This is a genomic window from Candidatus Njordibacter sp. Uisw_039 (assembly GCF_047730075.1).
Classification (GTDB): Bacteria; Pseudomonadota; Gammaproteobacteria; order Pseudomonadales; family Balneatricaceae; genus Njordibacter.
On record NZ_CP159831.1, the window covers coordinates 1,251,147 to 1,277,382 of the forward strand.

Here is a 26,236-nt window from a genome sequence, read left to right on the forward strand (position 1 = left end):
AACTGAGGTAAATATAATGACTCAATACCCATTAACAGGCGCACCGCAGCGGCAGTTTTCTTTAGTTGAGTTTGAGCATCGCATGGCGCGTGCACAAGCCATGATGCGAGAGCTTAATTTAGATGGTGTTTTATTAACCACCGAAACCAATGTGCGTTATTTCTCTGGCTATTTTACCCAGTTTTGGCAAAGTCCTACGCGGCCTTGGTTTTTGATCTTGCCGGCAATTGGTAAACCTATTGCTGTGATTCCCACAATTGGTGTAGTAGGCATGAGTAGTACATGGGTGGATGATGTGCGTGCCTGGCCCTCACCATTTCCAGAAGATGATGGGGTAAGCTTGTTGAGCCAAACCCTGGCCGAATTACCTAAGCGGTTTGGTCGTTTAGGTATGACCCTTGGCCGAGAAACACACTTACGCATGCCTCAGCAGCAAGTGCAGTCTTTGTATACATCAAGCAATCTTGAGTTGGTCAATGTAAGTCGTGAAGTCTTACACTTGCGCAGTATCAAATCTGCAGCAGAAATTAATCGTGTTGCCCACGTGTGTGGGATTACTTCTAAAGCATTTGCTCAACTTCCAGGGTTTGCTAGTACTGCCATGACTGAGCGTGACGTGGTGGCTGAATTTAGAATGGAGCTGTTACGCCAGGGGGCAGATCATTCACCCTTTATTGTGTCGTCTTCAGGCCCAGACGGCTACGACGATATTATTATGGGGCCAACGGACAGGGTGATTGAAGAAGGCGACTTATTAATCATTGATACGGGTACTGTGTGGCAAGGCTACTTTTGTGATTTCGACCGTAACTGGTGCTTTGGGGATTGCTCTCAAGAAACAAAAGCAGCCTATGAAACAGTCTATGCTGCTACGGATGCGGGGTTTGCTGTCGCCAAACCTGGCAATACAACCAGTGACTTATATCGTGCCATGTGGCCTATCATGCAAGCAGGTGGTGCCTTGGGAAATGACGTAGGACGATTAGGCCACGGTCTTGGCTCAGATCTTACAGAATGGCCATCTAACACGGCAACCGATGACACTGTGCTAGAAGTGGGTATGATTATGACTCTGGAACCTGGTATGTCTTATCTAAATGGTGACGGTAAAGTGAAGCAGATGGTTCATGAGGAGAATATTGTTATCACTGAACAGGGGCCCCAGTGGTTATCCACTAGGGCTGCGGCGCAACTACCACATTTGGGTTAAGTCTTTATTAGCTCTTTGAACCATGCGTCCACGAGGTAATTCATTGGCGCATTTTTTTTATGAATTACAGCATAATCAGTGGTGTAGTGGAAATGGCTCTCACACAGGGGTTTCATTTTACCTTGTTGTATCCATTGGGCAGCGTAATGGGTAGGTAAATAACCGATAAAACAGCCTGTCATAATAAGAAAGGCAACGCCTTCTCTATCGTTGGCAGTGGAACTGGTTTTTAGCTTTTGATATTGAGTTTTTGTGGCCGCTGTTTGAGCGTAGGCTGGAGCCACAGCGGCATAATTTGGCACCAAGGGAATCACATCTTGTTGTTCGGCAATGTCAAATAATGGATGGTGGTGACTGCAATACAGATTAGATTTCTCTTCATAAAGCGGCATGTACTCTAGTTCGGCAATTTTTCTTAGACGGGGAATAGCGCCCACATGTAAACGACCATCTAATACTGCCTTTTCAATCTCATTAGGCGGCATCATGCTAATGTTTATGCCAATGTCGGATGCCTGTAACTTTAATTGGCGTAGCGCATTAGTGATTTTCATGTGTGGTAGGGTGACAAGGGTGCCAGCAATTCCTATATTCAAGTCACCTTTGAGTTGGTCATGTAAGGCATTAACCCGAGTGCGAAAGCCTTCTATAGAGGTGAATAATTGTAAAATGGCTTCATATACCTGTTGTCCTGCATCGGTTACAGAGAAACCCGCTCGCCCACGTTGACAGAGGCGTAACCCTAAGCGAGTTTCTAAATCCCCCATGGCCATACTAATAGCTGCCCGACTGATGTTAAGCTCAACTTCAGCTGCGGCAAAACCGCCTGCCTCAACAACTGTTCTGTAGATGCGTAATAGGCGCAAATCTATATCGGACAAGCGGCTTAAACCAAGGTGTCTTGACATCGTAATTAGTTAACCATTTAGTTAAGTTAGTGTAAATAACTTAATATTTAACTGTTTTAAATGCAAGCCTAAACTATATTTAATATTAACGATGGAGTTTCACCCATGAGTTTTGAATCATTGACTGGGGATTTGAGCCGCGAACAGCTCGAAGCCTATTGGATGCCGTTTACCGCTAACCGTCAGTTTAAAGAAAAGCCACGTATGATCGTGTCGGCTGAACAAAGCCATTATATTACTGCGGATGGCCGTCGTATTTATGATGGCCTTTCAGGCTTATGGTGTTGTGGTTTTGGTCATAATCGACCAGAAATTACAGAAGCTGTGCATCAACAAATGAAAACCATGGACTATGCTCCAGCCTTTCAGTACGGTCATCCAAAGGCCTTTGAATTGGCAGACCGATTAGCCAAAATGACACCAGAAGGTTTAGATTACGTGTTCTTTACTAATTCTGGTTCAGAATCTGCTGACACCTCATTAAAAATGGCCCGCGCTTATTGGCGTCAATGTGGTCAGCCCAGCAAAACTAAACTAATTGGGCGCAGTAAGGGTTATCATGGAGTAAACTATGGTGGCATAAGTGTTGGAGGCATAGCTGCTAATCGTAAGATGTATGGCACTGGCATAGAAGCTGGTCATTTACCCCATACTTTGTTACCTCAAAATGCTTTCAGTAAAGGCTTGCCAGAACACGGCGTTGAACTCGCTGACCATTTGTTAGAACAAATTGCGTTGCATGACGCATCAAATATTGCCGCTGTTATTGTTGAGCCTTTTGCAGGTTCAGCTGGTGTTGTTGTGCCACCTCAGGGTTATTTACAGCGCTTACGTAAAATCTGTGATGACCACAATATATTGTTGATTTTTGATGAAGTAATTACTGGCTTTGGTCGTGCAGGTGCAGCTTTTGGTGCCGATGCATTTGGTGTGATCCCTGACATAATGAACCTTGCTAAAGCATTAACTAACGGCACAATTCCAATGGGTGCTGTGGTTGCAAAAAGTGAGATATACCAAACATTTATGGATGCCGGGGGGCCGGAGTACATGGTGGAATTCCCCCACGGTTATACCTATTCTGGGCATCCTATAGCATGTGCTGCTGGTTTAGCCGCTATGGATATATTCGAGAATGACCAATTGGCCCAGCGCGCGGCAGACCTTGCTCCTCATTTTGAAGAGGCTATTCATAGCTTGAAAGGCTTAAACTATGTTAGTGACATTCGCAATTATGGTTTAGCAGGGGCTTTAACCATAGAATCCTATCCAGGCGAGCCTGCCAGACGTCCCTACGAAATTGCAATGAAGGCGTGGGATCTTGGTTTTTATGTGCGTTATGGTGGTGATACTATTCAGTTAGGGCCAAATTTTGTGAGTGAAAAAGAAGATATTACTCGTTTAATAAATGCTTTAGGTGATGCCATTCAAAGTTTGGACTAACCCCCCAGTTAGATATTTAGCCAATAGTGCTTTTGATATTGCAAGTGTACTATATTTCACCATATAACCAATTAAGTCCTAAATTTGGACAGTGAGGAAACAAAATGCAAGTTGTAGGACATTTTATTAATGGCGTAATTGTTGCTGATACTCAGCGTGTACAAGACGTATTTAACCCAGCTACTGGTAAGGTTGTGCGTCAAGTCGCCTTAGCCAGCAAAAGCACTGTAGAAGATGCTATTGCTGCAGCACAGGCAGCTTTTCCAGCCTGGCGAAATACTCCACCGCAAAAACGTGCTCGGGTGATGTTCCGCTTTAAGCAACTGCTCGAAGAAAATTCTGACAAAATATGTGCAGCCCTCACTAACGAACACGGTAAAGTGCTAGACGATGCGTCTGGTGAGCTCATTCGTGGCATTGAAGTAGTGGAATATGCCTGTGGTGCACCTACATTGTTAAAAGGCGAACACAGCAAAAACGTTGGCCCAGCGATTGATAGCTGGTCTGAATTCCAACCCTTAGGTGTGGTTGCTGGCATTACGCCGTTTAATTTCCCAGCCATGGTGCCTATGTGGATGTTCCCAATGGCCATAGCTTGTGGTAATACGTTCATACTTAAGCCGTCTGAACGGGATCCAAGTGCGCCTCTACTTATTGGTCAGTTGCTTAAAGAAGCAGGTTTGCCAGATGGCGTGTTTAACATTGTTAACGGTGACAAGATTGCCGTGGACACAATTCTTGAAGATTCTCGTGTACAGGCGGTGAGCTTTGTAGGCTCTACGCCCATCGCTGAATATATTTATGCCACAGGCACTGCCAATGGCAAACGTGTGCAAGCCTTAGGAGGCGCTAAGAACCACGCTATCATAATGCCTGATGCAGATATGGATAATGCAGTAAACGCACTCATGGGCGCTGCTTATGGCTCTTGTGGCGAACGTTGCATGGCTATCTCTGTAGCTGTTTGTGTAGGTGATGCAGCTGCTGACGAATTGGTGGCCAAACTAAAACCTCAAGTAGAAGCGCTACGGGTAGGCAATGGTACCGATGTTAGCAACGAAATGGGGCCATTGATTACTGCCGCAGCCCAAGAGCGTGTGCGTAGTCTCGTAGGTCAAGGTGTTGAGCAAGGAGCAGATCTCGTCGTGGATGGCCGCGGATTAGTTGTTGACGGACATGAAAACGGCTTCTTTGTAGGGGGTTGTTTGTTCGACAAGGTCACCAAAGACATGGTGGTTTATCGAGAAGAAATATTCGGCCCTGTGTTATGCGTTGTCCGTGTTGATACTATGCAAGAAGCCATGCAGCTGATTGATGATCACGAATTTGGTAATGGTACCTGCATATTTACCCGTGATGGCGAAGCAGCGCGTTATTTCACTGACAATATTAAAGTAGGTATGGTGGGTATTAACGTACCACTACCCGTGCCCGTTGCTTATCATAGCTTTGGTGGTTGGAAGCGTTCTTTGTTCGGTGATTTAGGTGCTCATGGCCCTGATGCCATTCGTTTCTACACTCGACGTAAGACGGTAACTCAACGCTGGCCTTCTAGTGGTGTCCGTGAAGGTAAGCAGTTCGCGTTTCCTTCTTGATCTAAAGTTTTAAGCAAAACCTATAAAGCCTGGCACTTGCTGGGCTTTTTTATAATCAATTTTACGCAAAGTGGCTTTATTTATATCCATGACTTAAATTATGTCGTGGTTTACTTTAAAATCATATGCTCATCATTATTTACGTGCAGGCGATTTAAGTCATGGGTTTATTATCTAATATTAAAGAATTCCTCTTTCGGCCAACCGAAGAAGGCTCTGACAAAAAAGGCGCTAGGGACAGCCAGCATCACGAACATAAAGGTTTTAGTATTGAAACCCAGCCGTTAAAAGAAGGTGGCAGTTTTCGAGTGCAGGGGTGGATTCGTAATGACGGTAAAGAGCATCACTTTATTCGTGCTGATCAGTCACACAGCATCGAAGGTTGTCACGAGTTAAGTTTATTCAAAGCTAAACAGTGCATTGATCAACTTGGCGATAGCATATTTAAATCATAGTTCCAACAAGGGCATTTAATGGCTTTTGACCAAGGTTTAGCGCAACGTGTTAGGGAACTGTTGGCTGACAACCCTTATGCCACAGAGAAGAAGATGTTCGGTGGTTTGGGTTTTATGATCTCTGGTAACATGTGTGTGGGTATTATGGGTGAAGGCATGGTAGTAAGGGTGGGCCCTCCCTGCTATGCTCATGCGTTAGCTCTGCCACATACACAGGAGTTTAATTTTACTGGCCGACCTATGAAAGGTTGGGTTATGGTGGATGCCCACGGGCTTGCTGAGGACGAAGATTTGGCCCAATGGCTTGAGCGCGGCGAACAATTTGCTAGTGCTTTGTTGCCAAAACACTAGCGTATATTTGTTAACCCTTCCAATCACCACTACGGATGAGCTGATTCATCACTTTGTTAACAGCTCCATGAGCTCGTTCAACCATGCCGTCAACGTCATCTGGCGTTGCGATCAAAGGAGGGGCAAATCCTAAGATATCTCCATGGGGCATGGCCCTTGCAATCATGCCTTCAGCCATACATGCAGCTGAAATTTGTGGGCCAACTTTTAGGTTGGCATCAAACCCTTTACGCTGTTGTTTATTGGCTGCAAATTCTAATGCGTGGAGCATTCCCACACCGCGACTTTCTCCTACCAGTGGATGATCTGCAAAGGTTTGGGCCATTCGTTGTTGCATATAGTCACCCGTAGTTTTGGCATTAGCAGTGAGATTTTCGCGTTCAATAATGTTTAAGTTACACAAGGCAGCAGCTGCGCCGATGGGATGACCAGAATAGGTGTAACCATGGCCGATGGCTCCCCACTGGTCTGTGCCTTGCTCTAATACTTGCCACACCTTGTCTCCCACAATAACCCCCGAAAGAGGCTGGTAGGCCGATGTAAGACCTTTGGCTACGGTTATCAAGTCAGGTTTCATATCATATAAAATGGAACCAAAGTTTTCACCCAATCGGCCAAAACCACATACAACTTCATCGGCAATGAGCAGCACATCGTATTGATCAAGCACTTTACGAATCGCGTTCCAGTAACCTTTTGGTGGTGGGATGATACCGCCGGTGCCCAACACTGGCTCAGCAATCATCGCCGCCACCGTGTCTGGGCCTTCTTCTAGAATCATCTTTTCTAACTCATTGGCACAGTGTTGAGAGAATTCCAATTCTGTCATATTGCTGTCTTCACGGCGGTAATAATGAGGCGCTAACGTGTGTTTTACTCGGTCTAATGGTAGGTCAAAATAGTTATGAAATAACGGTAAGCCAGTGAGTGAGCCAGAAGCAATGGTAGAGCCATGGTAGCCACGGTCGCGACTAATTATTTTCTTTTTATCGGTTAAACCACGGACGTTATTGTAGTACCAAACGAGCTTCATTTGAGTTTCGTTGGCATCACTGCCGGACATGCCGTAATACACTTTGCTCATGCCCGGCGGGCATAATTGAATGATACGTTCCGACAACTCAACAAGGGCCTCGTTGGTGTGGCCTACATAAGTGTGGTAATAGGCCAGTTGTTTTGCTTGTTCATAAATGGCCTCGGCCATTTCTTGACGGCCATAGCCGATGTTTACACAATACAGCCCTGCAAAGGCGTCGATCAGTTCTACACCCTCAGAATCGCGTATGCGAATGCCGTTACCACCGGTAATAATGCGGCCAGCTAAATCACCATCGGCATATTGTTTGAGGTGGGTTGAGGCGTGGAATACGTTTTTACGATCACTTGCCAGTAGGGCTTGGGTATCGATACTCATGGAAAACTCCTATAGGGTTGATATGGTCCTACACACTGGGCTGCGAAACACTTATTAGCGTTGTCTTGTGCGTCTGTTCCAGTTAAACCATAAATGCTGGTTTGTTAGTTGTTACTGCATGCTCAATGCCAACTGCACAGACTGGTGTCATGGCTGGTAGTCCTTGGCACCACCAAGCACACTTGCTAGTACCATAATAACGTCACCAATTTCTGTCAGGGGAGCATGTCGACGACCAAGAACTATGCCGCTCATTTCAGCGTAGTAGTGGCTAGCAGGGGCGCCCGTGCGATGACGGTTATGTACGCTGGCGAGTAAATCACCATGCTTAACGTGCTCGCCAATGGCCACCATAAGTTCCAATACACCTTGGTCTTGGCTAACGTGATAACAGGATGCGCCTTTCATTTCTAATAGCTTTGTTGCTTGGGGTAGATCAGGCTCGCCAGCAATGATGCCGGTAAACTTAAGGAAGTTTTGTAGCCCCCGGTCGGCAATGGCCATCGAGCATGGAGTGGTGGTGCCGCCACCTCGCAACTCCGTTGTAACAAATACTTTACCTTGGCTTTCAACGGCGGTGTCATAGAGTTGGGTAGCGTCGATGTCTACCATTAACAGGGTATAAGGCGCGCCAAATAATAAAGCACCATTGATACAGGTTTGTTCTTGGGTTTTATTCTCTAAACGATGGGCGGCAGCAAAGGGGACAAGGTCCAAAGTTTTACCACCAGAATGGATGTCTAGCGCATAATCACACATAGGTACCAAAATACGATTAAAGTAGTCAGCAATGCGTTCGGTCAGGGTACCGCAAGGGTGACCTGGAAAAGCGCGGTTCATATTGCCAGCATCAATAGGTGATGTACGACTGCCGGCTTCAAAAGCAGGTTGGTTCATCATGGGCACAATGATGACACGGCCTTGTACCTGGGTTTCGTCAAGCCAGTTGGCTAACTTAAGTAGGCTTGTGGGGCCTTCATACTCGTCACCATGGTTGCCGCCAGTGAGCAACGCAGTGGGCCCATGACCATGCTTTATTTGACAAATTGGAATCATAATACTGCCCCAAGCAGAGCGATCACTGGAATAGGGCAGTTGCAAGAAACCGTGTTGTACACCATCGGCATTAAAGTCGATAGTGGCGCTAATGCTGCTGTTAGGTAATTGGTCAGAACTCATAACGACTCACATTATTTAATAAAAGTTGCTCTGCTGACATTGGCCAGTGGCTCACAACCGGTAGCCGTAACCAGTACAGATTCGGTGGTCTCCATACCCCAAGTGTCCATCCAAAGGCCGGGCATAAAGTGAAAGGTCATGCCGGCTTCCAGTAGTGTGTCGTCACTGGGCCGCAGGCTATAGGTGCGCTCGCCCCAATCTGGTGGATAGCTTAGGCCAATAGGATAGCCGCAACGAGCATCGCCACGATCGAACCCGTGTGTGGACAAGGTTTGCCTTAGGCTAGCGGCAATGTCTCCGAAACGTACACCAGGTTTGGCAATAGAAAGCCCGATTTCTAGGCCCTCAAGCACTGCTTCTTCGGCTTTCATGTAGGTAGCATCTGGTGTGCCTAAATAAACAGTTCTAGACAAGGGACAATGATAACGTTTATAACAACCGGCGATTTCAAAAAAAGTAGCCTCGCCAGACTTCATGGGGCGTGCATCCCATGTCAAATGAGGAGCCGAAGCATCAGCACCAGAAGGCAGCATAGGTACTATGGCTGGATAATCGCCAGCTAAACCATCTACACCACTGATGCCAGCATGATAAATTTCTGCCACTAGCAGATGTTTTGGCAAACCTACGACAATTTTTTCACGAATAGTGTGGTGCATTTTACTGACGATGCGGCCTGCAATACGCATATACTCAATTTCTAGTGGCGATTTTGTTTTACGGCACCAGTTTACCAATCCCGTCGCATCCACTAGTTTAGCTTGAGGTAAACCCTTCACTAAAGCGGCATGACCTTGGGCAGTGTAATAATAGTTGTCCATTTCCACGCCTATGGTACCTGTGCCCCAACCCCGTTCTGGCAGTACTGTTGCACTGAGATAATCCATAGCGTGATGAGGTGGGTTCATCACATAATGATCACCAAAACCACTGATTTGCTCTTCATCCATATACACCGTGCACCGTGCACCGTTGGCATCAATGCCGCGACCATACCAAACGGGTTCACCGATGGGGCCAACAATGACACATTGTGGGGTGTAAAATGACCAACCATCATAACCTGTAAGCCAAGAAATATTGGATGGATCATGGCTTAGTAAGGTGTCAATACCCTGTTCAGCCATGCTTTGACGCACTTTTGCTAAGCGTTGGGCATATTCATCACGACTAAAATTCAAGGTCAGATCATTCATCTAACATTTCCATCAAATTAGTAGGTGGCGCTTTTATCAAATCCCCAATTATCTTGGTAAAGCTGTTTAAGCTTGCGATAATTAGCCATTAGGTAACTTTTTCTAATCGCAAAATAGACATCAATTTGGCCAAGATTTAGTGCCTTGATGAGTTGAGTAAGTTCTGTTTCTAAGCTCTGCTGTTCTATATGTAAGGCATCTTTGCTTGAATGTAATAACCACCAAAATCGGGTGGTGTTAAAATAGAGTTGGTTGGAAAATTGGGTCAAATGAGGGTCGTCGATCAAGGTGCTGCTAAACTCGAACAGGTCCATGATTGCTTCTGATAAGCTTTGGTTAGTCCATTGGCTGGACTCAACTCGGCTTTGAAAACGCTGTAACCAGGCTACATCGTTGTCAATGATAGAATAGTGGTTTAGTCGAATCACCGTGTCATATAAATCAATGCGTAAATGGTAAATCGAGCGCAATTTCTGCCAATTCACATCGGTCACGTAGCTGCCTGCGCCATGGCGTGTATTAACCAAACCCTCCATTTCTAAACGATTTAATACCCACCGTATGGGAGTGCGGCTAACGTAATAATCCTGTGCTAATTTCACCTCAGACAATCGCAGACCAGGTGCAAGTTGTAGGGTACAAATTCGGCGTCGTAAATGTTGTAAAATGTGTTCGTTAGATAACCGTGGATTAGCCCCAATAGAGCTCAGTGAAACTGGTGGTAGTGGGGATGTAGCGAGCATCATTAGGTATCGACTATAGAGTGATGATTAAGACTAGCTAAATTATTACTTGTATACAAGTATTTATTTTTATCAGTTATTTAACCAATAAATAAATAAATTGATATTTTTGTATACATAGATAAATTAGGTTTTTTAAACTTGGCGAGCAAAAACAGCCATGTGGTATTGGTGCTGTTCAGGAATATAACCAGCAGTTGGACCGACTGGGCAGGCCAAGCGTGCTGCGCATCCATTTTGAGCGCAAGAAGTTTGAGGGTTTTGTTGAACATAAGTGCGACAAGCTACGACATCATAACCATTGGAGGTAAAGGCGTTTACGGGGCAAGCCTGCATGCAGGGTTGTATACAGGTGGGGCATGGATGATGAGTTACTTTGGGTTGGTCGAAATTAGATTTGCGTAGGTGGTGCTGATCAAGGATGAGACCAAATCGATACCCGTGCCAGAGACCATACTGGTGGTGTATATGCAATCCAAGTGGGCTTTGAAAACTATCACCATTATGCTGTGCCCAACTCAAAAACGGTTGATAGGGTGGCCCAGTAAAAGGATAAATAGCACGGCCACCGTATTGATTTGCCAGTTGTTGACCGAGGCGCTTACTCCAGCGATCCAAGGGATTGCTTTTCCCTAATTTATATTCCTCACTCTGGCTAAACGCAGGCCACATACCTTTGCTGCTGTTGCCTATTAATACTAAGCTTTGACCACTCGTGAGCATTGAACCTTGTTGAATAACACTAAGCAGTTTCAATCCATGGTTTTGTAATTGCTCTTCTAATGTGGCATTTGTCATCACCTAGGCATTTACGTTTAGGTCTAAGACAGGTTTGCCCGTGGCAATTGCACTGATTTTAGCTTCTACAAATAATTCACCATCTAGCTCAGAAATAACGTGTTTATTGTTATGACGGATCCGAATGTCCACTTCAGCAGCTCCTGCAGATTTAGCTAGGGTGTAGGCCTGTTGTTTAACGATGGTTTCAGCTTGACTGAACGCATCTATTAAGTCTATGCAATCAAACGGTGTTGCGCCGTGAAAGATGCGGAAAATACCTTGAGTCGGTTGAGTAATAACAATTTCTGAACGCTGCACTACGCTGCCCATAACTGCACCGACAGCATTTGCCACATGGCCGTACTGAGGTAATATAAGATCCACATTAAGGCTCTTTGCCGCTTGTGGGTAATAGGTTTCGGCAGGTGCACCTACTGCCACTATGGGGTGGCTTTTGCCAAAGTTAATGCCAAACAATGCATTATCATCGTCTTTATCACCATTTTTCAAGATGAGCTTGCCCATTAACTCTGCCAAATTGCGAGAGCGCGCTTCATTAAGGAGATTTTCTTGGTGTAAACCCGCCTCCAGCAAGGTTTGGCAAATGGCGTCATTCATCAAAGTGAATACCCTGCGTGCAGGTTCTACAGCATTGCCTTTTTCGCAAGAGCCTAAGCCATAAAGGAAGCGCGTTTGGCGTGCCCAAATTTGCGCTGCGAGCTTGGCACCTTCCACACTCCAGTGGCTACTATTGCCTAATACGTGAGCCGCATCAGACGGTGTGAAGCCAGAATATATAGCCATGCCTCTTCGCTCTAGCCGTGCCATAGCTTTAGCTAAATCTTGGTTTTTAAAAACCAAGGTTTCCATTTCTACAGGGCCATGTTCAAGCATTTCCCATGCTTGGTGCTCAATAGGGGTGAGCTGATTTATCAGTGCTTGGTTACGCTCTAAGCGCGTGACAAAACGATTATGCCTTGGGGTAGGTGTATCGTCCAAGTGGGCCTGCATGCGCTTTAGCACTTCGGGGTATTGCTGAGCTAATAAGCTCATAGGCACCACACGTCTTGGGCCTAAGGCGATACTACCACCATAAAAACGTACTTCACTGTCTCCGCCTAAACCTATGGAGTACACTTTAACGGTCTCTACCATGGGCTGCCAATCACCAACTCGGGCACCTTCGCTGGCGAGCTCAGGTTGGCCATCGGTAACAATAGCAATATCTGTGGTGGTGCCACCCATGTCGGCAATAATGGCGTTGCGGCTGCCAGATAAGGCACAGGCACCTATTACACTGGCTGCAGGACCAGATAATATAGTGGTTACAGGGTGAACAAGGGCAGTTTCGGCGTTAACAATGGAACCGTCACCCTTAACAATCATCAAGGGGGCTTGAATGTTAAGTTGTTGCAAAATATTTTGTACGGCTTGGATTAAATCTTGAATAAACGGAATCATGCGCGCGTTAAGTGTAGCCGTTAGGGCCCGGCGTGGTGCGCCTAGGCTAGTAGCGAGTTCATGACCACAGGTGACAGGCATTTGTGTAAGTTCTGTGACTAAATTTTGTAATTTAATTTCGTGGCTTGGGTTACGTACACCAAACTGAGCGGAAACTGAAAAAGCAGAGACCTTATCTTTGTTGGCTAAAATGGCCACCGTGGCGGCTTCAACATCCAATGGCTCTACTTGCCTGCCAGAGGCGTCATGGCCGCCTGCTAGACGAATAATTAAGTTGTCATCTATTATCTCACCCAGACCACTCTTGCTGACTTGAGTTTCACTTAGGCCTGCCACCAGCGCACAGACTGGGGCACCGTTACCTTCAACTACCGCATTGGTGGTGAGGGTGGTCGATAAGGACACCATTTCTATGTCCGTCAACAATTCAGCATCTACTTTACCAATAGATTCGCCGATACCAATGGCCAAGTTATGTCGTGTAGTTAGGCTTTTAACCGCCACCAGCACCTGATTGTTCTCATTGATGATGACAGCATCTGTATAGGTGCCACCAGTGTCGATGCCTAGGCGTAGGGACATGATAAGTAAACTCTCAAAAATGTATATTATTGGCGGCATTTTGCCCTGTGTAAAAGACTAACGCAAGCCCATTTTAGGTGCCCTAAATGGAGCGGCATAGGTGGGTTTAAAAGCGTCATTGTAATGGCTAACGGGAAGTTACTTTTTAGGCTTGTTTTAGAACTCGGTATAGCCTTTAATGGCATCTGATTGGTTTATAAAAGGGAGCTCGAAATGAGCAAAATTGCATTTATTGGTTTGGGCGTAATGGGTTACCCCATGGCAGGACATTTAGCATCACAGGGCCACCAGGTTTATGTGTATAACCGTACCATGGCAAAGGCTGAGGCGTGGCAAGGTGCCCATGGAGGACACGTGGCTATATCTCCATCAGAAGCGGCTCTAACAGCTGATTTTGTATGCATCTGTGTTGGCAATGACGACGATTTACGCAGTGTTTGTTATGGTGATCAAGGAGTTTTAGCAGGTATGGCAGCAGGTTCGACTTTGATAGACCATACCACGGCATCCGCTCAAGTGGCCCGTGAAATTGCAGTCATTGCTGGTCAGCAAGGGGTTGGTTTTATTGATGCACCCGTATCAGGTGGTCAGGCCGGGGCAGAAAATGGCGCCTTGGCTATTATGTGTGGTGGCAGCGTGGAAGATTACCTCAGAGCTGAACCCATTATGCAGGCCTACGCAAAAACTACGACTCACTTAGGTCCCGTTGGTAATGGGCAACTCACTAAGATGGTGAATCAAATTTGTATCGCCGGCTTAGTGCAGGGGCTTGCAGAGGGTGTAGCCTTTGCTATTAACGCTGGCTTAGATGCCAAGCAAGCGCTTGGAGCAATCAGTGCGGGTGCAGCAGGCTCATGGCAAATGCATAACCGTGGTAACACCATGGTGGACGATGAGTTTGAATTTGGCTTTGCCGTAGACTGGATGCGTAAGGATTTGGCCATTTGTTTAAATGAAGCACAAAATAATGGTTCAGAATTGCCTGTGACGCAAATGGTTGACGGTTTTTATGAGCAAGTTCAAGCCCACGGTGGCAACCGCTGGGATACCTCTAGCCTACTGCGCCGTTTGCCCAGAAAAGATAAACTTTAAGCCTGCCTCTCTAACTATGTGGTGTTTAGTAGAGTTAGCCGCCATGGATTTGTTGATGGGAAAATGGGTTGTCTGGGAAAAGTCCACGGAGTATAGGAAAAAAGTTTCTTAATAGGGACTATTGATGGCCCATCCTCCCTGCTGAGGCATTGTTCAAAGAGCGACATTTAAGACGCATTGGGTGACACCACGTAAAGCAGCCAGGCTTATGTGTGAACCATTTTTTAAACGTTTTTTTATGCTAGGAAACGTTCTAATTATTTGTATTTAAACAATAAAATATATTAAATTAAGCAGTGTTTCCTGAGGTTAGGAAATATTGCTTAATCATGCCCTATAATTTGTAAGGTAACGCTTGGTATTAGGCGATTGACCTTGTTTCCTTAACCTCGCTATAGTGACCCCTGTTCAAATTAAGCCTAGACGCTTCTCAATTTAAATAGTAGGTAATATCATGAGTCATACAAACCATCAGCCAGTAAAGACCCGTTTACAACGTAGTGAACTAGCAGTGCCAGGTTCTAACCCAAGCATGATCGAAAAGGCTGCAGATAGCGCTGCGGATTATGTCTTTTTAGACTTAGAAGATGCAGTGGCGCCGTTAGACAAAGTCGCAGCTCGCAAAAATATTATTGAAGCATTAAACGACATTGACTGGAAAGCTAAAGGCAAAACCATTTGTATTCGTATTAATGGCTTAGATACTCATTACATGTATCGTGATGTAGTGGAAATCGTTGAGCAAGCAGGCCAACATTTAGACACCATACTAGTGCCCAAGGTTGGTGTGCCTGCAGACTTGTACATGGTAGAGGCCATGTGTAACCAAATTGAACAGGCTAAAGGATTTACCCATAAGATCGGCCTGGAAGCTTTAATTGAAACTGCTTTAGGTATGGCAAATGTAGAGGCCATTGCGCAAGCTAGCCCACGTTTAGAAGCCATGCATTTTGGTGTGGCTGACTATGCAGCAAGCAACCGTGCCCGCACTGTGGTTATTGGTGGCTTAAACCCAGATTACCCAGGTGACCAATGGCACGCTGCGCTTTCGCGTATGACTGTGGCATGTCGTGCCTATGGTTTACGAGCTATTGACGGTCCATTTGGTGATTTTAGTGATCCAGATTCATATATTTTGGCAGCAAAGCGTGCAGCAGCACTTGGCTTAGAAGGTAAGTGGGCTATTCATCCATCTCAAATTGCTCTAGCCAACGATGTATTCTCTCCACCAGAAGCTGAATTAAACCGCGCTAAAGGTATTATCTCAGCTCTTGCAGAAGCACAAGCTAAAGGCCAGGGTGCAGCCCAACTTGATGGCAAGATGATTGATGCTGCTTCTGCCCGTATGGCAGAGAACGTGGTTAACGTTGCAAATATCATTGCCTCCAAAGGCAAGTAAGAGTCTAAACCATAGGCAATATTAGACTTTAAGTTCCCTATTAAATCATAAGTTACTGATAATCAGGTGTAATTAGCGTAAAGTTAGTTTAGAAGAAGCTATTTTGATTTTCAGTAACTTAGCATAACTTAACGAATCATACAAAAACTGAGCACTGTACTTTAGTATGTCATTATTTTAGTTTATGCTCAAAAAAGTTAGAATTAATCAGTCATGATGTCTACCATTGGCCAATTTTTATATTTGTTTCCCTCCAATCCTCCACAAACTTGTTGTCCACAGTAATTCGATCCTTGAGGTTTCGAAGCCAATGGAAAAGGTGATCACGCATTTGCGTCCGGATATCCATATGTGCTGCTGATTTCCCTAGATCGAGCAACTCTTGAGGGTCAGATTCAAGATCAAATAGCATCGGATCTAATCCTTCCCAGAACACATATTTCCATCGTCCATCGAAAGCCATATAGCCTCGACATTCGTTGACCGATCGTCCTAAATCAGAGCGTACATCGGCGTGAAATGCATAATCCAGCTCACTGAAAACAAGCTCTCTCCATTGAGTTTTTTCACCATGAAGTAAGGGAATTAATGAGCGTCCTTCAAGTGCTTCTTGCTCTTCTGGGAATTGTAGTGCACTAAGAAAGGTGGGAATAAGATCAATACTTTCAACAAGATATTCGTTACGCGTCCCGCGAGTCAAATCCGCTTCAGGTCTCGGATCATATACGATTGTTGAAACCCGAACGGATGGGTCATGGAAGAGTTCCTTATCGCCAAGCCAGTGATCGCCAAGATAATCGCCGTGATCTGATGTAAAGACGATAAGAGTATCATCCATTCTTCCTAACTCTTCTAGTTTGTCAAAGAGCCGTCCTAAATGATCATCTAGTTGTTGGATAAGGCCCATATAAACTGGCACCACTTTTTCACGAACCTCATCGCGCATAAACTCTTTGCTTTCTTCGCGATTGACGAAGGCATTGTAAACAGCATTGGGATTCTCCAATTCGGAGATATCTCTATTAACCGGAGGTATATCTTCAGGTCCGTACATCGAATTGTAAGGTGCCGAAACTACATAAGGCCAATGAGGTTTAATGTAACTCAGATGCAAAGCCCAGGGTTGGTCATCTTTGTCCTCAAGGAAGTCAATAGCCCGATCAGTTGTATAGGCAGTTTCACTATGTTCATCCTTGACCCGTGAGGGTTCGGTTGCGTATCGAAGATGCCAACCTGAAAGAATTTCGCCATCTGGTCCTTCGGCCGAATTCGCAAAATCATGCCAAGGGTTTGGGCTTTTGTACCCCATTTCACGGAGGTAGCGAGCATATTTTGTATCAATCGGACCACTGCCGAAAAGCCCATCGTCCCGTGCAATATTTTCATACCCCCCTTCCATTGCGTATCGCGCCTTTTCGGGGTCTTTCAGCCCCCCCAAACGTTCAATGCTTTTCAGGTCAGGAAGAAAATGTGTTTTTCCAATCAGCGAAAAATCTCTTCCATTAGCCTGCATATAGTCTCCAAGTGTACGTTCGCTTAATGGCAACGGGACAAACAACCATGTAGATCGGTGCGATGAAACATAGCGCCCAGTATAGAACGACATTCTGGATGGCCCGCAAATAGGTGACTGGACATAGGTTCGATCAAAAAGGACCCCTCGGCTCGCAAGCTTGTCGATATTTTTGGTCTTAAGCGATGGATGACCCGTACAGCTAAGATAATCCCATCTTAATTGGTCGACCATAATAAATAGAACATTGCGAACTGGATCTTTCATAAAAGCATTTCTCTTATCTGGAATTGTGATTTAAGAATTGTAGACGAAAAGGTAGAAAGGCAGAGTTTTACTGTCTTTCTAGATTGGTATGTTGGTTTTTTTTCGTTTTAGGGCATTAAAAAGAGGAAAAGCTAAGAAGAGCACAATCACAACCAAAACTGCCAGAGTAATTGGTCGATCCGCAACATATCCAACAATATCACCCTGGCTGACGAGGCCTGTGCGTCGAAAATTATTTTCAAAAATTGGGCCCAAAACAAAACCTACCACGATTGGCGAGAGTGGGTAATCCGCTTTTCGCAAAAGATAGCCAGCCACGCCAAAAAACAATAACATCCATAGATCCATGATTTCCCGTGCAACGGTGTAAGTGCCGATGACCGAAATCATCAGGACGACACTCATGATTGCCCATTGGGGCAAACGCATCAGAACAACAATGATGCGGACAAAAAACAGACCGATAGGTAAAATAAATAGAGCTCCCAAAACGAACACTGCGAATATGCCGTCAATGACATCGGGATAGTTCAAAAACATTGTTGCCCCTGGCTGTATCCCCTGAATCATCAAACCACCCATCAGCACCGCAACAATGGGGTCACCAGGTATCGACATTGCCAACATTGGGATCAGAGCACCGCCGGCAACAGCGGAATTTGCCGCTTCGCTGGATATCACCCCATCGGGATTACCCTTGCCGAATTTGGGATCACCCTTCTTTTTGAATACCATTGCTGCACGGTAGCTCAGGAAAGATGCAGTTACACCACCTATCCCTGGGAGAATCCCAATGAATACACCCATTAAACTGCTGCGTATATAATTTATTGGCCGCGTAATAACTGTACGGAAAGCCTCCATTGAGGCCGACACGTTAGACGAAGTGTCGTGCACACGCATTGGTCTCTCAATCTGTCGTAAAATTTCTGAGATAGAAAACAAGCCAACTAGCAATGGAATCAGGCTGATGCCACTGCCAAGATAAACGGATCCAAAGGTGAACCTCGAGGCCCCACTAACAGGGTCAAGCCCTACCGATGCGATAAGCAGACCTAGAAAGCCCATCAGCCATCCTTTAGCTGCAGATCCACCCGACAAAGCACCTATCGTAGTAAGACCCAGAAATGCAAAGGCCGCGACTTCGGATGGCCCGAATTTAATTGCAATGGAGGCTAAAGCTGGCGCAACAGCGATTAGCACAATACCACTGAGAACACCTCCAAACGAGGACGCAATTGTAGAAAGTGTAACCGCAAAAGATGCTCTACCCCCTAAGGCCATAGGATGTCCATCGAGCAATGTAGCAGCGGCCATAGGAGTTCCGGGAATACCAATAATCGTAGCTGATAAGGCGCCACCGTAGCTGCCTCCCTGATAAATCCCCATCAAAAGCGCCATTGACGAAATAGGATCCATATAAAACGTAAATGGAATCGCCATCACAACGCCAAGTAACGGTCCAACACCCGGGAGAGCCCCAACGATAACACCTGCTGCTACACCGATGATTAGGAAACATAACTGGGTCCAAGTTAACAAACCAAGGATGCCCGTGATGGTGTCAAAGAATTCGGCCATTATTAAAAAATCCAATCGATACCAAGCAGCCCTTCTGGCAGCACGATATTCAATCCGTAACGAAAAATGATAAGTAGGCAAGCTGTCGAAATCAATGCAGTCAGAGCGGCTGATTTCCAGTTTCTAGCGCGGTTAAGTAGGGCGGCCGCAAATACCAGAGGAGGTACAGTAAAGATATATCCAACAGGTTCGAATGCTGAGGCGAAAATACAGAGCATTAGGATCGCCAGCACGACTGAAACTAACGATTTTTCACCTGTCTCTTCTGATGTTTCCTTAGGTTGCGCAAACCATGACTGAATCAAAAGCAAAACGCAAAGCGCTCCCATAATGACTAGAATTATACGCGGATAAGCCCTTGGACCTGCAATGGTTTCTAGTTCTGAACTAAAAGCCAGATCGATCTGGGTAGTCAGGTGAAGGTAGAAACTCACAATCACCATTATCGCTATTGCGCCTGTTATTTCCCGTTGTCGTAAGGTCATAGGGTGCCTTCAATATAGTCAGATGTGAACTTTCGGACACACCTGACCTTGTCTATTTAATTGTTACCTTTCTTTAGTACGGCTACGTGTGGACTCAGTAACACTTCAGTATCCGTCCAGAGAGTCTGAAAATCCTCTGGCGTTTTATAGTCGATCATATTGCGCAGAGGACCAAGATCTTTCAAAAAGGCTTCGTCCTGAAGAATTCGACCAACCAAATTTCGAAGTTTGACAAGCACATCATCGGGAGTTCCTGCCGGAGCTGCAAGGCCTCCCCAACCAAGAACCGCTGAACCCCAACCGATTTCAAGACCTACTTCCTTTGTTGTGGCAAGATCTGGAGCAAGCGGATGGGGGCTATCACTCAGTAGAACCAAATGTTTGAGCTGACCTTCCATGATCTGAGTAGCCGGAACTATACCAACTGATATATCCAGTGAACCATTTAGAAGACCAGTCATGTTGTCACTCATGCATCCTCCACTGTTTGGGATAGAATTGAATTTAAGTCCAGCTACGCGCATAAATTGTTCACCTACAAGACGTGGCACCGATTGCGGTGCGCAAACGCCGAAGTTAAGTGTGCGGCTTTCTTGCTTTGACCAATCAATAAATTCAAGCATAGTATTAGCGGGATGGCTTTTTGAGACCGTCATTGTGAACGGAATTGCCATGACTCCAGAAATAGGCGTAAAATCATTGTTGTCATATGGTAGTGACGGATCGAATAGTTTACCCGCGATCTGGGGAGCGACCCAATTATTGACCAAAGTATAGCCGTCGGGTTTAGCATTGGCGGCTGCGACCATTGACTTCTTACCACCTGCACCAGCAACGGTATTAATGACAACTGGCTGTCCAAGTTCTTTGGCCATTTCCTCGCTCAGCTTACGTAAGACGACCTCGAATGGTTGTCCAGGAGACCAAGGATAAATGATCGAAATTGGCTTCTCAGGATATTGTGCTTGAGCTGTAGTGGCAAGACCTTGAACACATAGTGCAGCCACTGCTGCCACCATTAGTACCTTCCTTCTTGAGTATTGCATTTTTATCCTTCCGAATGTACTGCTGCAATCGGAAGATGTGAATCCGTCCAAATCATTCTCGCGAGCGCTGGCCGATTGGTGGTTCACAAAAGAGTTTGGTTTAAAGAACCCTAGTATATTTAACATTTTTTATTCTCCTCGGTTTCAATAATTTAAGTACCGGACCTTAAATCCGTAACTAAAGTATTGTCTAACTAAACCGAGCAGTCGATATACTAACGTCCGATAATTTACCTTTATGTCCGATTAATTTGTTAGCCAGTTAATTTTCCACGGATCGAAGGTAAGTTTGTTTATCTGATAGATCGCTTAAACTAGACAGTCAGGCCAAATTGTCTTCGAGCTGCAGAATCATCCTAGATTCCATCAGGTCATAAATAACACGACGAATATCACTTGGTGGTACACCCATTTTTGATCGAAAAAACCGTGTGAAGTGTGCTTGTGCACTGAAGCCGAGGGTTTCTGAAATATCTGCTAATGTTTTATTCTTACTTGATAGCAATCGAATGGCCTCTTCAATACACAACGCATCTAAGTAGACTCTAGGGGAAACACCAACACATGCTTTGAATTGCTCGTAAAAACGTGACCTAGAGAGGCTAACATGTTTAGCTAAACTATCCAGTTTTACTTCTTTGCTTGTGTGATCTCTCATATATTTTACAGCTGCACGAATACGATAGTCTATTTGCCGACTGGGATGTGGCAACTGTCGCTGGAGTGATTGGTTACAAAATTGCACGACAATCTCACGCATTAAGTTAAACAGCAATTCTTCTAAGTTTTCTTCTTGCCCTATAGAGTCTTGTACTAGCCTTGCTACTTCAAAAGATGATTGCTTAACTTCATAAGACATTTGACCAAAGTTTTCTGAAAAAAGTGTATTAGCACTTTCAGTACTCATATTTTGCCCGATCATTCCAAGCCAAACTGGTTCAAGATAAAGAGCGAGTAGAATTGTTGACTCTGCACCTGAATCGCGAGGATTAGCATGTGGAGACCAAGGATTTAGCAGTACCATTTGATCGTTCGTTAGCAAGACTTTCTCACCACCAACATCAAAAGAGCTATCAGCCCCTTCAATCTTAATTAAAACATGAAGCTGCGAGTGTGCATGCTCATGTACGGGCTCATTCGCATCAAAGAGAACTACTTTACCGAACCGACCAGTGAAAAAACCTAAAATTTTTGACATATTTAAAACACTAACATAATTGGACAGATTGGTAAATGTGGAGACTTGGCGGTAAAGACATTTCAGTTCCAGAGTGGGAGTATTTACGTATGTTATTAATAATAAGTTAACGCTAAGAAACTATAGAAGCAATAGGAGTTGTTCAAAATGTTACCAAAACTTCTTCGAACGGAATGTCTTATTGGAGGCAAGTGGGTTGGTTCAAAGTCAGGCAAAACTTTTGAAGTTATAAATCCTGCTACTGAAGAGGTCTTAGCTAGCGTTCCACGAATGGGACATGAAGATGTTCAAACTGCGATAACAGCTGCTGAATCTGCATACCCCAAATGGAAAGCAATGACCGCAGCAGCACGTGGGAACATACTGGATCTGTGGGCAGAAAAAATGCGCGAGCATAGTGAAGAATTATCGCAATTGCTAACCTTAGAACAGGGGAAGGTTATTGCAGAATCTAGAATAGAAATCGAATACGCTGCCAGTTTTTTGTCCTGGTTCGCTGGTGAAGGTAAACGGCTCTATGGAGACACGATTCCTTCTCACAGAACAGATTCACGTATTTTAGTTATAAAACAACCTATCGGCGTTTGTGCAGGTATCACACCATGGAACTTCCCCTCGGCCATGGTAACACGCAAGGCTGCACCTGCATTAGCTGCCGGTAATTGTATGATTTTAAAACCAGCAGAGACAACCCCACTATCAGCACTTGCTATTGCCACACTGGCTGAAGAAGCTGGTGTACCTGCTGGAGTATTCAATGTTGTAACTGGTGCTCGAAAAGATGCCCCAGAAATTGGAAACGCTCTTACTTCTAGTCCAATTGTTAAAAAAATCAGTTTTACGGGATCGACATTGGTTGGTAAGTTTTTAGTGCGCTCTTGTGCAGATAATCTTACTAAACTCAGTTTAGAGCTTGGTGGAAACGCACCCTTTATTGTTTTTGATGACGCAGATTTTGATGATGCTTTACTTGGCGTACAAATTTGCAAATACCGAAATTCTGGGCAAACCTGTATCTCAGCCAATAGAATTCTTGTCCATTCAAAACTTCATGATCGTTTTGTCGAAGCTTTGTCTAATTGTGCTGCAAAATTAATCTCTGGTCTTGGAACTGAAGACGGAGTTACGCAGGGCCCACTTATTGAATCAAGAGCCATGGAAAAAGTTGAGCGTCTTGTAAAAGATGCAATAGATAAAGGCGCAACATTAGTGACAGGAGGTAAACGCCATGAGCTTGGGGGAACATTTTATGAGCCAACGGTCTTATGTGACGTCACAAATGAAATGGCAATTGTCCATGAAGAAATTTTTGGCCCTGTAGCCGCAATTATGCGCTTTGAAACTGAAGACGAAGCCATATCGATAGCAAACGATACGCCATATGGATTGGCAGGTTATTTCTACAGCAGGGATGTAGGAAAAATATTCCGTGTAGCAGAAGCGCTTGATGTTGGGATTGTCGGTGTAAACACCGGTTTAATATCCACAGAAATAGCACCTTTTGGTGGTGTTAAAGAGTCTGGTACAGGACGAGAAGGCTCCAAGTATGGCATCGATGATTGGACCTCAATAAAATATATTTGCCTTTCTGGCTTGGAGAAATAATCATGATTGTTGAAGAACGAATTTATACTTTATACCCAGGTAAAGTACCGCAATATTTATCCCTATATCGTGAAGGAGGGCTAGCTGTTCAAAAAGAAATCTTGGGCAATATGCTTGGCTACTATCAAGTTGAAGTGGGACCGCAAAATCAAATTGTACATCTTTGGGCCTATAAAGATTTTCAAGATAGAACGGATCGCCGTAAAGAACTAGCAGATAGTGAGGCCTGGCAAACTTATGTGAAAAAAATAAGACCGTTAGTTCTGCTTCAAGAAAATAAAATACTCACACCAACAGCTTTTTCACCGGTCCCAGATAACTTTGTCTAGATCCCGTATTGAGCTCTAGAAACACCCATAAATTATAAATCGAGTAGGAACAAAAAAATGACATATGAATTGAGACTTTACGAAGATACTCCATATGCAGATGAACAATTTTATCTGTCCTCTGACTCTCCAAGAGCTCTTTATGTCTCAGCGGGCGCAATCATAGTGAACAGTGAAAGTAAGGCTCAAGATGAGGGTTTGGTCTCAACTACAGCATTGAACATTCGTGCAGGAAACGAAGGCGCTACTATATGGCGTTGGGAAATTGAATCAGTTGATAATCCCTCAGATCCCATAAGTATTCGCAGTACTCTTCGTTTAACAGGAGAAATAGATTTAGGCAGCATAGGTGAAGAATTTTTAATGCGCTTAGATAGCGTTGAATTCCCACCAGAAGGCTGTGCGCTTCTTCACACGCATCAAGGTCCAGGAATTAGATGTTTGCGGGAAGGTTCAATCAGAATCGACACTCTAGGCCAGTCCTCTTCTTATTGCCCCGGTGGTGCTTGGTTTGAGAACGGATCCAATCATGTTTTTGCTCAGGCTGATTTGGAAAAAACTAGTCGGTTTATTCGTGCAATGGTTCTGCCACAAGCGTTGCTTGGAACTTCGTCTATTAAGTACGTAAACGAAGATGATAAACACAAACCAAAATCACAATCCTATCGTGTATTTTCTGAAACAGCGATCAACTTAGTTGAAAGGAATAACTAATGTCAGAAAACCGTACAGGTGCCCAGATACTTGTTGATTGTCTTCAGGTGCAAAATGTAGAGCACATATTTTTAGTGCCAGGAGAGAGTTATCTCTCTGTCCTTGATGCTCTCGTTGATGCACCAGAAATAAAACTCACTGTTTGCCGCCAAGAAGGCGGGGCTGCGATGATGGCTGATGCACATGGGAAGTTAACTGGACGCCCAGGCATTTGCATGGTTACTCGTGGGCCGGGGGCAACTAATGCATCGGCGGGCTTACATGTTGCTTTTCAAGATCAGACACCGATGATTCTTTTTGTGGGGCAAGTCGCACGAGATATGCGAGAACGAGAAGCCTTTCAAGAAATAGACTATCGAAAAATGTTTGGAGAAGTAGCCAAATGGGTAGCCGAAATCGATAAACCGGAACGTATTCCCGAACTTGTTTCTCGTGCGTTTCATGTTGCGTGTTCTGGCCGTCCGGGACCGGTAGTCCTCGCTTTACCTGAAGATATGCTGACTGATCTCTGTGCCCCGGTGCCTGCTTTGCCTGCTGTCACGGTACCAAAATCTGATATTGCACAAGATGATTTCGAGATGCTTATAGCGCTCCTTGAAAATGCATCTAATCCCTTGATTGTAGTCGGTGGTGGGCCATGGAACCAATCAGCAAAAAATGCATTGGAGGAGTTTTCTAGTAAATGGAGTATTCCCGTTGCAGCTTCCTTTAGGTGTCAGGATTTCTTTGATAATATTCATCCTAATTACGCGGGAGATGTAGGCATTGGTGTAAATCCAAAGCTAGCCGAACGTGTTAAAAATACCGATCTATTGATTTTACTTGGTACCCGCTTTGGTGAAATGGAATCAAGCGGATATTCACTTATTGATATTCCAAAGCCACGTCAAAAACTTGTGCATATTTTCCCTGACCCATCTGAAATAGGCCGTGTCTATTTTGCAACTCTTGGGGTGCCTGCGAGTCCTACAATTGTTGTACAGCGTCTTAATCAAAGGCAGCCATCTAATATATCTACTAAACAAGCTGAAAATACAGCGATGGCAAACATAGAATATAAGGAATGGAGCACGCTACCTGAAGGCATTGGTGATGTTCAAATGCCTGATGTTATGCGATCCATTGATTCTCTGATGCCAGCAGATACTATTGTAACCAATGGAGCAGGAAACTATACAGTTTGGGTGCATCGTTTTTATCGGTTTACCAGGTTCCGGTCACAGCTTGCTCCTATATCTGGTTCCATGGGTTATGGCTTACCTGCTGCCGTTGCTGCTGCTAGAATATCTCCAGATCGTCCCGTAATTTGTTTTGCTGGCGATGGATGTTTTTTAATGCACGGACAAGAGCTTGCCACGGCTCGTAAATATAACCTAAACCTCATAATTTTAATCGTTAATAACGGTATGTATGGAACTATTAGGATGCATCAAGAACGTAATTATCCAGATCGAGTAAGTGCTACAGAATTAACTAATCCGAATTTTGGGGCCTTAGCAAGGGCTTATGGATGTCACGGTGAAGTAGTTAAGAACTCTTCAGAATTTACAGACGCTCTAAAGCGTGCAATGGAAGTGAATGGCCCTGCACTGATAGAGCTTCCGATAGACCCTCAGGCTTTAACACCCCAAAAAACTTTATCTGATATTAGAAATGATGGAAGAAAACTAATCGCAGTTAGATAAGCCGA

At 44.8% G+C, this 26,236-nt stretch carries 23 protein-coding genes; 11 read left to right on the forward strand and 12 right to left on the reverse strand.

Annotated features, from left to right (window positions below):
- Positions 1 to 16: 16 nt before the first annotated feature.
- Entirely contained in the window at positions 17 to 1,210 is a 1,194-nt protein-coding gene (locus tag ABXT70_RS05950; protein WP_443642253.1) for a M24 family metallopeptidase, read from the forward strand.
- On the opposite strand, the gene ABXT70_RS05955 is transcribed toward ABXT70_RS05950, so the two are convergent.
- Complete coding sequence (locus ABXT70_RS05955) at positions 1,207 to 2,118, reverse strand: LysR family transcriptional regulator (RefSeq protein ID WP_443642254.1); 912 nt, start codon at positions 2,116 to 2,118, stop codon at positions 1,207 to 1,209. The two genes, ABXT70_RS05950 and ABXT70_RS05955, sit on opposite strands and share 4 nt — an antisense overlap.
- A 105-nt stretch (positions 2,119 to 2,223) precedes the next feature.
- Here ABXT70_RS05955 and ABXT70_RS05960 point away from each other — a divergent pair, with 105 nt between their 5' ends.
- From ABXT70_RS05960 to ABXT70_RS05975, 4 genes are all read left to right on the forward strand, one after another.
- Positions 2,224 to 3,561, forward strand: coding sequence for an aspartate aminotransferase family protein (locus ABXT70_RS05960; protein WP_443642255.1), 1,338 nt, complete (start codon positions 2,224 to 2,226; stop codon positions 3,559 to 3,561).
- Positions 3,562 to 3,665: 104 nt separating this feature from the next.
- Entirely contained in the window at positions 3,666 to 5,156 is a 1,491-nt protein-coding gene (locus ABXT70_RS05965) for a CoA-acylating methylmalonate-semialdehyde dehydrogenase (RefSeq protein ID WP_443642256.1), read from the forward strand.
- Positions 5,157 to 5,317: 161 nt separating this feature from the next.
- The gene (locus ABXT70_RS05970; RefSeq protein ID WP_443642257.1) at positions 5,318 to 5,611 is read left to right on the forward strand and encodes an HlyU family transcriptional regulator; all 294 of its coding nucleotides are present in this window, start codon (positions 5,318 to 5,320) and stop codon (positions 5,609 to 5,611) included.
- A gap of 18 nt (positions 5,612 to 5,629) precedes the next feature.
- Positions 5,630 to 5,962, forward strand: coding sequence for a TfoX/Sxy family protein (locus ABXT70_RS05975; protein WP_443642258.1), 333 nt, complete (start codon positions 5,630 to 5,632; stop codon positions 5,960 to 5,962).
- Positions 5,963 to 5,972: 10 nt separating this feature from the next.
- Here the strand turns inward: ABXT70_RS05975 and ABXT70_RS05980 are convergent, their stop codons facing one another.
- The 6 genes from ABXT70_RS05980 to ABXT70_RS06005 form a co-directional block, all read right to left on the reverse strand.
- A complete protein-coding gene (locus ABXT70_RS05980; RefSeq protein ID WP_443642259.1) occupies positions 5,973 to 7,376 on the reverse strand; it encodes an aspartate aminotransferase family protein in 1,404 nt (467 codons plus the stop codon).
- A gap of 147 nt (positions 7,377 to 7,523) precedes the next feature.
- Positions 7,524 to 8,555, reverse strand: coding sequence for a N(2)-acetyl-L-2,4-diaminobutanoate deacetylase DoeB (doeB, locus tag ABXT70_RS05985; protein WP_443642260.1), 1,032 nt, complete (start codon positions 8,553 to 8,555; stop codon positions 7,524 to 7,526).
- Positions 8,556 to 8,566: 11 nt separating this feature from the next.
- Positions 8,567 to 9,751 (reverse strand): M24 family metallopeptidase, encoded by a 1,185-nt coding sequence (locus ABXT70_RS05990; protein ID WP_443642261.1) that lies wholly within the window; start codon positions 9,749 to 9,751, stop codon positions 8,567 to 8,569.
- A gap of 17 nt (positions 9,752 to 9,768) precedes the next feature.
- Complete coding sequence (locus tag ABXT70_RS05995) at positions 9,769 to 10,497, reverse strand: GntR family transcriptional regulator (RefSeq protein ID WP_443642262.1); 729 nt, start codon at positions 10,495 to 10,497, stop codon at positions 9,769 to 9,771.
- A gap of 132 nt (positions 10,498 to 10,629) precedes the next feature.
- Positions 10,630 to 11,292 carry a hypothetical protein gene (locus ABXT70_RS06000; RefSeq protein ID WP_443642263.1) on the reverse strand — a complete coding sequence of 221 codons (663 nt, stop codon included), beginning with the start codon at positions 11,290 to 11,292 and terminating at the stop codon, positions 10,630 to 10,632.
- A 3-nt stretch (positions 11,293 to 11,295) separates the two neighbouring features.
- Positions 11,296 to 13,317, reverse strand: a complete 2,022-nt coding sequence (locus ABXT70_RS06005) for a hydantoinase/oxoprolinase family protein (protein WP_443642264.1) — start codon at positions 13,315 to 13,317, stop codon at positions 11,296 to 11,298.
- A 213-nt stretch (positions 13,318 to 13,530) separates the two neighbouring features.
- Between ABXT70_RS06005 and ABXT70_RS06010 the strand changes: the two genes are divergently transcribed.
- Together ABXT70_RS06010 and ABXT70_RS06015 are read left to right on the forward strand one after the other, a co-directional pair.
- Positions 13,531 to 14,409, forward strand: coding sequence for an NAD(P)-dependent oxidoreductase (locus ABXT70_RS06010; protein WP_443642265.1), 879 nt, complete (start codon positions 13,531 to 13,533; stop codon positions 14,407 to 14,409).
- Between the two features lie 454 nt (positions 14,410 to 14,863).
- Positions 14,864 to 15,808 carry an HpcH/HpaI aldolase/citrate lyase family protein gene (locus ABXT70_RS06015; protein WP_443642266.1) on the forward strand — a complete coding sequence of 315 codons (945 nt, stop codon included), beginning with the start codon at positions 14,864 to 14,866 and terminating at the stop codon, positions 15,806 to 15,808.
- Between the two features lie 220 nt (positions 15,809 to 16,028).
- On the opposite strand, the gene ABXT70_RS06020 is transcribed toward ABXT70_RS06015, so the two are convergent.
- The 5 genes from ABXT70_RS06020 to ABXT70_RS06040 all read right to left on the reverse strand — a co-directional run bounded on the left by ABXT70_RS06020 (position 16,029) and on the right by ABXT70_RS06040 (position 21,898).
- Entirely contained in the window at positions 16,029 to 17,588 is a 1,560-nt protein-coding gene (locus ABXT70_RS06020; RefSeq protein ID WP_443642267.1) for a sulfatase-like hydrolase/transferase, read from the reverse strand.
- A gap of 78 nt (positions 17,589 to 17,666) precedes the next feature.
- The gene (locus tag ABXT70_RS06025) at positions 17,667 to 19,169 is read right to left on the reverse strand and encodes a tripartite tricarboxylate transporter permease (protein ID WP_443642268.1); all 1,503 of its coding nucleotides are present in this window, start codon (positions 19,167 to 19,169) and stop codon (positions 17,667 to 17,669) included.
- A gap of 2 nt (positions 19,170 to 19,171) precedes the next feature.
- Complete coding sequence (locus ABXT70_RS06030) at positions 19,172 to 19,654, reverse strand: tripartite tricarboxylate transporter TctB family protein (protein ID WP_443642269.1); 483 nt, start codon at positions 19,652 to 19,654, stop codon at positions 19,172 to 19,174.
- 56 nt (positions 19,655 to 19,710) lie between these two features.
- Positions 19,711 to 20,826 carry a Bug family tripartite tricarboxylate transporter substrate binding protein gene (locus tag ABXT70_RS06035; RefSeq protein ID WP_443642270.1) on the reverse strand — a complete coding sequence of 372 codons (1,116 nt, stop codon included), beginning with the start codon at positions 20,824 to 20,826 and terminating at the stop codon, positions 19,711 to 19,713.
- Positions 20,827 to 21,022: 196 nt separating this feature from the next.
- The gene (locus tag ABXT70_RS06040; protein ID WP_443642271.1) at positions 21,023 to 21,898 is read right to left on the reverse strand and encodes a helix-turn-helix domain-containing protein; all 876 of its coding nucleotides are present in this window, start codon (positions 21,896 to 21,898) and stop codon (positions 21,023 to 21,025) included.
- Positions 21,899 to 22,045: 147 nt separating this feature from the next.
- Between ABXT70_RS06040 and ABXT70_RS06045 the strand changes: the two genes are divergently transcribed.
- The 4 genes from ABXT70_RS06045 to ABXT70_RS06060 are packed head-to-tail and all read left to right on the forward strand — an operon-like array spanning position 22,046 to position 26,231.
- Complete coding sequence (locus tag ABXT70_RS06045) at positions 22,046 to 23,503, forward strand: NAD-dependent succinate-semialdehyde dehydrogenase (protein WP_443642272.1); 1,458 nt, start codon at positions 22,046 to 22,048, stop codon at positions 23,501 to 23,503.
- 2 nt (positions 23,504 to 23,505) lie between these two features.
- The gene (locus tag ABXT70_RS06050) at positions 23,506 to 23,832 is read left to right on the forward strand and encodes an NIPSNAP family protein (RefSeq protein ID WP_443642273.1); all 327 of its coding nucleotides are present in this window, start codon (positions 23,506 to 23,508) and stop codon (positions 23,830 to 23,832) included.
- Positions 23,833 to 23,889: 57 nt separating this feature from the next.
- Positions 23,890 to 24,546, forward strand: coding sequence for a hypothetical protein (locus tag ABXT70_RS06055; protein WP_443642274.1), 657 nt, complete (start codon positions 23,890 to 23,892; stop codon positions 24,544 to 24,546).
- Positions 24,546 to 26,231, forward strand: coding sequence for a thiamine pyrophosphate-binding protein (locus ABXT70_RS06060; RefSeq protein WP_443642275.1), 1,686 nt, complete (start codon positions 24,546 to 24,548; stop codon positions 26,229 to 26,231). The genes ABXT70_RS06055 and ABXT70_RS06060 overlap by 1 nt, the downstream gene beginning before the upstream one ends.
- The last annotated feature ends 5 nt before the right edge of the window (positions 26,232 to 26,236 follow it).

Bases quoted from the DNA above. Each gene is read 5' to 3' on its own strand.
- ABXT70_RS05950 (WP_443642253.1), top strand. From the start codon at position 17: ATGACTCAATACCCATTAACAGGCGCACCGCAGCGGCAGTTTTCTTTA.
- ABXT70_RS05955 (WP_443642254.1), bottom strand. From the start codon at position 2,118: ATGTCAAGACACCTTGGTTTAAGCCGCTTGTCCGATATAGATTTGCGC.
- ABXT70_RS05960 (WP_443642255.1), top strand. From the start codon at position 2,224: ATGAGTTTTGAATCATTGACTGGGGATTTGAGCCGCGAACAGCTCGAA.
- ABXT70_RS05965 (WP_443642256.1), top strand. From the start codon at position 3,666: ATGCAAGTTGTAGGACATTTTATTAATGGCGTAATTGTTGCTGATACT.
- ABXT70_RS05970 (WP_443642257.1), top strand. From the start codon at position 5,318: ATGGGTTTATTATCTAATATTAAAGAATTCCTCTTTCGGCCAACCGAA.
- ABXT70_RS05975 (WP_443642258.1), top strand. From the start codon at position 5,630: ATGGCTTTTGACCAAGGTTTAGCGCAACGTGTTAGGGAACTGTTGGCT.
- ABXT70_RS05980 (WP_443642259.1), bottom strand. From the start codon at position 7,376: ATGAGTATCGATACCCAAGCCCTACTGGCAAGTGATCGTAAAAACGTA.
- doeB (WP_443642260.1), bottom strand. From the start codon at position 8,555: ATGAGTTCTGACCAATTACCTAACAGCAGCATTAGCGCCACTATCGAC.
- ABXT70_RS05990 (WP_443642261.1), bottom strand. From the start codon at position 9,751: ATGAATGATCTGACCTTGAATTTTAGTCGTGATGAATATGCCCAACGC.
- ABXT70_RS05995 (WP_443642262.1), bottom strand. From the start codon at position 10,497: ATGATGCTCGCTACATCCCCACTACCACCAGTTTCACTGAGCTCTATT.
- ABXT70_RS06000 (WP_443642263.1), bottom strand. From the start codon at position 11,292: ATGACAAATGCCACATTAGAAGAGCAATTACAAAACCATGGATTGAAA.
- ABXT70_RS06005 (WP_443642264.1), bottom strand. From the start codon at position 13,317: ATGTCCCTACGCCTAGGCATCGACACTGGTGGCACCTATACAGATGCT.
- ABXT70_RS06010 (WP_443642265.1), top strand. From the start codon at position 13,531: ATGAGCAAAATTGCATTTATTGGTTTGGGCGTAATGGGTTACCCCATG.
- ABXT70_RS06015 (WP_443642266.1), top strand. From the start codon at position 14,864: ATGAGTCATACAAACCATCAGCCAGTAAAGACCCGTTTACAACGTAGT.
- ABXT70_RS06020 (WP_443642267.1), bottom strand. From the start codon at position 17,588: ATGAAAGATCCAGTTCGCAATGTTCTATTTATTATGGTCGACCAATTA.
- ABXT70_RS06025 (WP_443642268.1), bottom strand. From the start codon at position 19,169: ATGGCCGAATTCTTTGACACCATCACGGGCATCCTTGGTTTGTTAACT.
- ABXT70_RS06030 (WP_443642269.1), bottom strand. From the start codon at position 19,654: ATGACCTTACGACAACGGGAAATAACAGGCGCAATAGCGATAATGGTG.
- ABXT70_RS06035 (WP_443642270.1), bottom strand. From the start codon at position 20,826: ATGTTAAATATACTAGGGTTCTTTAAACCAAACTCTTTTGTGAACCAC.
- ABXT70_RS06040 (WP_443642271.1), bottom strand. From the start codon at position 21,898: ATGTCAAAAATTTTAGGTTTTTTCACTGGTCGGTTCGGTAAAGTAGTT.
- ABXT70_RS06045 (WP_443642272.1), top strand. From the start codon at position 22,046: ATGTTACCAAAACTTCTTCGAACGGAATGTCTTATTGGAGGCAAGTGG.
- ABXT70_RS06050 (WP_443642273.1), top strand. From the start codon at position 23,506: ATGATTGTTGAAGAACGAATTTATACTTTATACCCAGGTAAAGTACCG.
- ABXT70_RS06055 (WP_443642274.1), top strand. From the start codon at position 23,890: ATGACATATGAATTGAGACTTTACGAAGATACTCCATATGCAGATGAA.
- ABXT70_RS06060 (WP_443642275.1), top strand. From the start codon at position 24,546: ATGTCAGAAAACCGTACAGGTGCCCAGATACTTGTTGATTGTCTTCAG.